Origin of the sequence: uncultured Lutibacter sp. (assembly GCF_937891065.1) — a bacterium.
In the GTDB taxonomy this organism is placed as follows: Bacteria; Bacteroidota; Bacteroidia; order Flavobacteriales; family Flavobacteriaceae; genus Lutibacter.
In genome coordinates, this window is the sequence record NZ_CALAEQ010000135.1 from 1 (window position 1) to 5,205 (window position 5,205).

Annotated in this window: 9 protein-coding genes; all 9 read left to right on the forward strand. The window is 27.1% G+C overall.

Annotated features, from left to right (window positions below; translation table 11 throughout):
- Positions 1 to 126: 126 nt before the first annotated feature.
- Positions 127 to 852 (forward strand): site-specific DNA-methyltransferase, encoded by a 726-nt coding sequence (locus tag Q0352_RS07500; RefSeq protein WP_299526008.1) that lies wholly within the window; start codon positions 127 to 129, stop codon positions 850 to 852.
- 183 nt (positions 853 to 1,035) lie between these two features.
- Positions 1,036 to 1,218, forward strand: coding sequence for a hypothetical protein (locus Q0352_RS07505; protein WP_299526011.1), 183 nt, complete (start codon positions 1,036 to 1,038; stop codon positions 1,216 to 1,218).
- A gap of 203 nt (positions 1,219 to 1,421) precedes the next feature.
- Positions 1,422 to 2,174: a site-specific DNA-methyltransferase gene (locus tag Q0352_RS07510; RefSeq protein WP_299526014.1), complete on the forward strand. Its 753-nt coding sequence runs from the start codon at positions 1,422 to 1,424 to the stop codon at positions 2,172 to 2,174.
- A gap of 181 nt (positions 2,175 to 2,355) precedes the next feature.
- Positions 2,356 to 2,673, forward strand: a complete 318-nt coding sequence (locus tag Q0352_RS07515; RefSeq protein ID WP_299526017.1) for a hypothetical protein — start codon at positions 2,356 to 2,358, stop codon at positions 2,671 to 2,673.
- A 78-nt stretch (positions 2,674 to 2,751) separates the two neighbouring features.
- Positions 2,752 to 3,360 carry a DNA methyltransferase gene (locus tag Q0352_RS07520; RefSeq protein WP_299526020.1) on the forward strand — a complete coding sequence of 203 codons (609 nt, stop codon included), beginning with the start codon at positions 2,752 to 2,754 and terminating at the stop codon, positions 3,358 to 3,360.
- Positions 3,361 to 3,527: 167 nt separating this feature from the next.
- Complete coding sequence (locus Q0352_RS07525) at positions 3,528 to 3,842, forward strand: hypothetical protein (protein ID WP_299526023.1); 315 nt, start codon at positions 3,528 to 3,530, stop codon at positions 3,840 to 3,842.
- Between the two features lie 59 nt (positions 3,843 to 3,901).
- Positions 3,902 to 4,192: a hypothetical protein gene (locus tag Q0352_RS07530; protein ID WP_299526026.1), complete on the forward strand. Its 291-nt coding sequence runs from the start codon at positions 3,902 to 3,904 to the stop codon at positions 4,190 to 4,192.
- Positions 4,193 to 4,478: 286 nt separating this feature from the next.
- Positions 4,479 to 4,919 carry a hypothetical protein gene (locus Q0352_RS07535; protein ID WP_299526029.1) on the forward strand — a complete coding sequence of 147 codons (441 nt, stop codon included), beginning with the start codon at positions 4,479 to 4,481 and terminating at the stop codon, positions 4,917 to 4,919.
- A 2-nt stretch (positions 4,920 to 4,921) separates the two neighbouring features.
- The gene (locus Q0352_RS07540) at positions 4,922 to 5,080 is read left to right on the forward strand and encodes a hypothetical protein (protein WP_299526032.1); all 159 of its coding nucleotides are present in this window, start codon (positions 4,922 to 4,924) and stop codon (positions 5,078 to 5,080) included.
- Positions 5,081 to 5,205 lie beyond the last annotated feature (125 nt).

The window sequence follows — 5,205 nt, forward strand, 5'->3', positions numbered from 1 at the left end:
CAAACTAATAGTTGATAAAACTTTGAAAATATAAACTAACACGCTAAAATTAATTTTAACTGTACGGTATAACCCAAGTAATAATTTTTAAAAGCGTTGGCTTATTAATTTGAAAAATTAAAATATATGATAGAGTTAAGATTAGGCGATTGCCTTGAAGTAATGAAAACTATTGAAAGTAATAGTATAGATGCTATTATTTGTGATCCACCATACGGAACTACTGCTTGTAAATGGGATAGTGTAATTGATACTTATGCTATGTGGCATAACTTGAATAGAATTATTAAACCGAATGGGGCAATAGTATTATTTGGAAGTGAACCATTTAGTTCTATGTTAAGAATGAGTAATATTAAGAATTATAAATATGATTGGGTTTGGGATAAAAAACACAGCACTAATTTTATGTTAGCAAATAAACAACCATTAAAGTATCACGAAAATATTATGGTTTTTAATAGTAAAATTTACTACCCTATTAAAACAAAAAGAGAAAAAGTAAAAGATTATAGAGGCAGTAAAAATGAATATAAAAATAATAATATAGTTTCAAAAGTAAAAGATACAACTAAAAATTTAAGAACAGAGTTATACCCTAAAAGTATTATTGAGGAAAATTCTCAAAAAGCAGAATGTAATAACGTTAATAGATTACACCCAACACAAAAACCTATTGCATTAATGGAATATTTAATTAAAACATACACAAAAGAAAACGAAACTGTTTTAGATTTTGCAATGGGAAGCGGAACAACTATGGTAGCTTGTAAAAATACTAATAGGCACGGAATAGGTATAGAAAAAGATGCTCATTATATGAGTATTTCAGTAACACGTGTAGATGGCTAAAAAATTATTATTTGAGTTATACGGAGTTAATATTAGTTTTAGGTAAGTTTACGTAGAACACAACAAAAAGAGAAAAAACAATGGATAAGAAACAGTTACCGAGGACACCTACGTAATATGCTAAAATTAATTTTAACTAAATAGCATAAAAAATAGTAAGTATAAATATAAAATAATTTTAAAATGGAAGAAATAACAATTTATAAATTTCAATTAGAAGTAATAAGTGAAGCGTTGCGACTAACTTCAAATATACACAATAGTAAAAAAGGTGAAACCTGCTTTGATAGACAAGTAAGACAAGCGAAAAAGTACACAGAAAACGCTTTAGAAGGTAAAAAAGATTTAAGAGTTGACTATATTTAAGAATGACTTATTTTTTTTATGCAATAGTTGGTATTAGTGTTTGAAAACCTAGCGCATTAATACTTAATAAAGGAATTGACGAAAAACTTAAACAACAGGTATTGTAAATTAAAGAAAATCAACAAACATTAATTACAACTGTACGGTGATATGATTAGCGAAATAAAATTAGAGATGGCTATTAATTTTGAAAAAATTAAAATATGGAATTAAATAAGATTTACAATGAGAATTGTTTAGATACAATGGCAAGAATGGAAGATAACTTTGTTGATTTAACAGTTACTTCTCCACCTTATGATGATTTGCGTACTTATAACGGTTATAGTTTTGACTTTGAAAGTATTGCGAAAGAATTATTTAGAATTACAAAAGAAGGTGGTGTAGTTGTTTGGGTTGTTGGTGATGCAACAAAAAATGGAAGTGAAAGTTTAACAAGTTTTAGACAAGCTTTATACTTTAAAGAAATTGGTTTTAATGTACACGATACAATGATTTATAGAAAAACTAATCCAAACCCTGTAATGGGGAAAAGGTATAAACAATGTTTTGAATATATGTTTATTTTTAGTAAAGGGAAGCCGAAAGTATTTAACCCGATACAAGTACATTGTGAAAATACTAAAGGTTTTGTAAAATGTTTTGTAGGTGAAAAAGATGGGATTAAACAATATGTAAATAAAAAAAGAAATGAATATAAGAATATAGATAATATTTTTGAATATAAAACAGTAAGAAATAAAGAAACTAAAAAACATAGTGCAGTATTTCCAGAACAATTAGCAAACGACCATATAATTACTTGGTCCAATGAAAATGATATTGTTTACGATTGTTTTGGTGGAAGTGGTACAACTCCAAAAATGGCAAAAGCAAATAACCGTAATTGGATAGTTAGTGAAATTAGTAGTGAATATTGCGAGATAATAAAGGAAAGGCTTAACACGTTGTTGTAACACGTGTAGATGGCTTATTTTTTTATTTGTTATACGCATAGTTGGTTGTTGGATTTGGGGAGTTTACGCATTATAACTAAATAAAAGACAGAAGAAAAAGATTAGAAACAGTTATTGTTGAGGTTTAAAATCAGCAAATATAACTCCCAACGGATACTAATAAAATAAAGTTTTAAAAGATATGAAAACAACACAATTTACAAAAGCAGAAGTAAATCACTTACTTGGTTTATTAGAAATTAACGAACGAGAAGGATTTTACTTTGGAAATAAGCAACATTACTTTAATAGACATGATAAAATAAAGAACAAACTTAAAATTGATTTTATTAGTAGTTCTCTACAGTTAAAGGAAAAGGAAAAAACAACTTTCGATATTTGGTTACAAAACAATAAATATATACAATCAGAAGATCCAAACCTTTATAAATATGATGGTATTTATTTTAATAAACAAGATTTATTACAAATATTCAACGCCGAAATGACAAACCTTTAATTGTTTAGAACTGTACGGTAATATGATTTTTTAACAATTTTTAGCAATGCAAATTATTTTTGCAAAAAATAAAATACGATGATACAAATAACTAATGAAGATAATATGGAGTTAATGGCGAGGTATGAAGATAATTACTTTGACTTAGCCATAGTTGACCCACCTTATGGAATTGGTATGGATGGCAAAAATAACTGGAGCGGAAGTAAGCACGAAGTTAAGGATTGGGACAATGAAGCACCGAGCGTTGAATATTTTAACGAACTTTTTAGGATTAGTAAAAATCAAATTGTTTGGGGCGCAAACCACTTTATAAGTAGAATGCCTTTTGATAGTAGCTGTTGGTTAATTTGGGACAAAAAGAATGATGGTTTCTCGTTTGCGGATGCAGAAATGGCTTGGACTTCCTTTGATACTGCAATAAGGTTTTTTAGGTATCACAGAGGACAACAAACCGATAAAAGAATACACCCAACACAAAAGCCAAAAGAACTTTACCGTTTTATATTAGACAAGTACGCTAAACCGAACGATAAAATATTTGATAGCCATTTAGGCAGTGGGAGCATTGCACTTGCTTGTGAGGACTTAGGTTTTGATTTAGTAGGGACTGAAATAGATAAAGACTATTTTGAAAAAGCAGTTAAAAGATACAATGTTTTTAAACAACAACTAAAACTTTTTTAAGGTTATTGAGAGTTAGCATTAGTTAAAGACAAAAATAAAACAAGTATCGTTTAAGCAAAACAAAGATAATTGACATTACTTGGTTGAGGTTTTTGCAAGTCAAACTTTAATTAACTTGCTAACTGTATTTTGGTAAGCGTAGATTTTAATTAAAAAAACAATAAATTATGAAATTAGGACAAAAAGAAATTGAATTATTAGGAAGATTTAAAGATTATTTAAACAAGAGCGAACCTGATGTATTAAAAAAAATAAGTGAATATGAAATAGTTGACTTTGTAGGACGTGAAAATTTACGTTTACCAGTAGTTAGCAGAACGTTAAATGCTACTTTAAAAGTAAACGATGAAGTAATTTACGATGGTGAAAAATGTAAAATAGTTTTCATAGATTTAAAGACAGGTTTTTTAAATATAGACGCTTGTTTTGATGGTTTTAGATTGGTTGACATAAACCCTAAACATTGCACCAAAAGCATTTAATTACTGCTAACTGTATTTTGGTAAAATTAGTGCGATTTAATAATATAAAACTTAATAGAATGACAGGATTAAAAAAAGTATTAGAATTTATAGGTAATGAATTAGGTAAAGGTGAAATACCTCCTATTTACAAAATTATAGCTAAATTAGAAGAAGAAGTAAAAAACGAAAAGTTAGCATTAAATTTACCAGTAGTTAACCGAAGTTTGCCGACTAAAGAAGAAATAGCTATTGAGGGACATAGACGATACCCAATAGATTTAAAAGACGACGGAATTGACTATACAAATGGAATACAAAGAAGAAATTTTATAAACGGTGCGAATTGGTTAAAAACAAAGCAAATCTAAAACGGCTAATTACGGATTAACTACGGACATAACAAATACTAAAAATCATAACTAACTGATTAACAATGGAAACTAATTATAATTTTATACATTTTTTCACTTATAAAGTTAAAGGTTATAATTATTATTTTACAATCGATAAAAAGTTATTTAATTATGATACAAAAAGATTTAGTAAGAAATGCGTAAGAGGTTATTCAGTTGGTTATAATTTAAACGGTAACTTTATAACATTAAGCAATTTAAAACCGTTATTAATAAAGATAACAAAATTAAGTCAGAACTTATGAAGAAATTAATTATTTTAATACTAATTAGTTTGCTATTTATTAGCTGTAAATCTAAAAAAAGTTACGTAGAAACACATTCAACAGATACAATTTACAAAAGTTCAATAATTGAGATCCAAAAACCTCAGTTAAATAGTTTAGTAATAGAAAATATTTGTGACAGTTTAAACGTATTAAAACCATTCAACTATACATTTGTATCAAACAATGTAAAAGGTACGCTTAAAAGCGAGTATAACACGCTTAAACTTGAAGTTAATGTAGATAGTATTAAACAAGTTTGGGAAAAAGAATACAAAAGTAGTATTAAAACTGAAAAAGAAGTAATTGTAAAAGAAGTAAAAAGACCGTTTAATTTTTATAGTATATTATTAAACGTTATATTTGGACTTTGGATTTTTAGAAAACCGTTAATAAAATTAATTAAACCTATATAATTATGAAAACACAAGATGAAAAGATTAAAGATATTATTAATTGGATTAAAAGTGATATAAAAATAGATGCAAATCCTAAAATTGGTAAAACATCAACCCCATATAGACGTGAAAAAATGAGGTTTTTATATAAATTAGAAGAATTATTAAACAAACTATAAATTAACATGAAAGTAGGATACAGACCAAGATTAACACCAGAAGAACAAAGTTTATTGCAAAATTATAGAGATAATAATATGAATAGAATTTTAGTAATAGGCGATATTCACGAGCCTTTTTGTTT

Bases quoted from the DNA above. Each gene is read 5' to 3' on its own strand.
- Q0352_RS07500 (WP_299526008.1), top strand. From the start codon at position 127: ATGATAGAGTTAAGATTAGGCGATTGCCTTGAAGTAATGAAAACTATT.
- Q0352_RS07505 (WP_299526011.1), top strand. From the start codon at position 1,036: ATGGAAGAAATAACAATTTATAAATTTCAATTAGAAGTAATAAGTGAA.
- Q0352_RS07510 (WP_299526014.1), top strand. From the start codon at position 1,422: ATGGAATTAAATAAGATTTACAATGAGAATTGTTTAGATACAATGGCA.
- Q0352_RS07515 (WP_299526017.1), top strand. From the start codon at position 2,356: ATGAAAACAACACAATTTACAAAAGCAGAAGTAAATCACTTACTTGGT.
- Q0352_RS07520 (WP_299526020.1), top strand. From the start codon at position 2,752: ATGATACAAATAACTAATGAAGATAATATGGAGTTAATGGCGAGGTAT.
- Q0352_RS07525 (WP_299526023.1), top strand. From the start codon at position 3,528: ATGAAATTAGGACAAAAAGAAATTGAATTATTAGGAAGATTTAAAGAT.
- Q0352_RS07530 (WP_299526026.1), top strand. From the start codon at position 3,902: ATGACAGGATTAAAAAAAGTATTAGAATTTATAGGTAATGAATTAGGT.
- Q0352_RS07535 (WP_299526029.1), top strand. From the start codon at position 4,479: ATGAAGAAATTAATTATTTTAATACTAATTAGTTTGCTATTTATTAGC.
- Q0352_RS07540 (WP_299526032.1), top strand. From the start codon at position 4,922: ATGAAAACACAAGATGAAAAGATTAAAGATATTATTAATTGGATTAAA.